1 protein-coding gene and 1 pseudogene are annotated in these 1,513 nt (G+C 73.0%); both read left to right on the top strand.

Features of this window, described 5'->3' with window-relative positions:
• Nucleotides 1-226: pseudogene (locus ACFXMF_RS47730) on the top strand (glycerate kinase); the annotation flags it as partial.
• Between the two features lie 25 nt (nt 227-251).
• On the top strand, nt 252-1,409 hold the full coding sequence (locus ACFXMF_RS47725; protein ID WP_360310967.1) for a methyltransferase: 1,158 nt from the start codon (nt 252-254) through the stop codon (nt 1,407-1,409).
• Nucleotides 1,410-1,513: the final 104 nt, after the last annotated feature.

The following is a 1,513-nucleotide window of genomic DNA, read 5'->3' as shown; positions in this document are numbered from 1 at the left end:
CGGCACGGTGCTCGACCTCGCCCACCACGGGGCCGGCGTCCCGGTGGCCCTGGTCGCCGGCTCGGTCGCCGTGCCGCCACCGCCCGGTGTCGTCGCCACCACCGACCTGACCCGCCTCGCCGGGTCGGCGGCCGCGGCCCGGACCGAGGCCGCGCACTGGCTCGATCGAGCCGGCGCCGCGCTGGCCGGCCGCTTCGACGTCGACGGCGCGGTCCGACGCCGCTGACGGGCCCGGCTAGGCTGGGTGGACAATGAACCGTTTCTCTGCGCCTTCCGGCGAGTTCGAGCTCACCCGTTACCCCGAGGATCCCCGCGACCTGTTGCGCGCGTGGGACGCGGCCGACGAGTACGTGCTGCGGCACCTCGCCGGGATCGACGACGACAAGCCGACGGACCTGTCCGGCCGCGTCGTGGTGGTGGGCGACCGGTGGGGTGCGCTGGTCACCGCCCTGGCCGAGTCCCGGCCGGTACAGATCAGCGACTCCTTCCTCGGCCAGGAGGCCACCCGCGCCAACCTGGCGCGCAACGAGGCGGACCCGCACTGGGTCGAGCTGCTGTCCACCCGGGACGCGCCGCCGGAGCGCATCGACGTGCTGATCGTCCGGGTCCCGAAGAACCTGGCCCTGCTGGAGGACCAGCTCCACCGGCTCGCGCCGGGCGTGCACGCGGACACGGTGGTCGTCGGCACCGGGATGACCACCGAGATCCACACCTCCACGCTCAAGCTGTTCGAGCGCCTCATCGGCCCGACCCGGACCTCGCTCGCGGTGAAGAAGGCGCGGCTGATCTTCGCCACGCCCGACCCCACGCTCCCGCGGACCGCGAGCCCGTGGCCGCGCAGCTACGCGCTGCCCGCCGACGTCGGCGCGGGGTCCGGGATCGTGGTCACCAACCACGCGGGCATCTTCTGCGCCGACCGGCTCGACATCGGTACCCGTTTCCTGCTGCGCAACCTCCCGCGCCGCACCGGTCGCGACCGGGTGGTGGACCTGGGCTGCGGCAACGGTGTGGTGGGTACGGCGGTGATGCTGGCCAATCCGCGCTCGGACGTGTTGTTCGTGGACGAGTCGCATCAGGCCGTGGCGTCGGCGCGGGCCACGTTCGAGGAGAACCTGGGTTCGGACGCGGGTGCCGAGTTCATGGTGGGCGACGGTCTGACGGACGTGGCCCCCGAGAGCGTCGACCTGGTCCTGAACAACCCGCCGTTCCACACCCATCGGGCCACCACCGAGGCCATCTCGTGGCGGATGTTCGCCGGTTCGCGCGCGGCGCTGCGCGCGGGCGGCGAACTGTGGGTGATCGGCAATCGGCACCTGGGCTACCACGTGAAGCTGCGCCGGTTGTTCGGCAATTGCGAGATCGTGGCGAGCGACCCGAAGTTCGTGGTCCTGCGGGCCGTCAAGAACTGACGGGTCCGAACCGGGAGTTCCCGGGGACGAGCACCGCATCGCAGAGTCCCCGGGCCGCTCCCGGACCACGCGCCGCGCCCCGGGCGCAGGGCGTGGTCCGGGAG

Origin of the sequence: Embleya sp. NPDC059213 (assembly GCF_042754445.1) — a bacterium.
Taxonomy (GTDB): domain Bacteria; phylum Actinomycetota; class Actinomycetes; order Streptomycetales; family Streptomycetaceae; genus Embleya.
This window is presented reverse-complemented; position numbering and strand designations above follow the sequence as displayed.

Coding starts and splice junctions, on each gene's coding strand:
- ACFXMF_RS47725 (WP_360310967.1), top strand. CDS start 252: ATGAACCGTTTCTCTGCGCCTTCCGGCGAGTTCGAGCTCACCCGTTAC.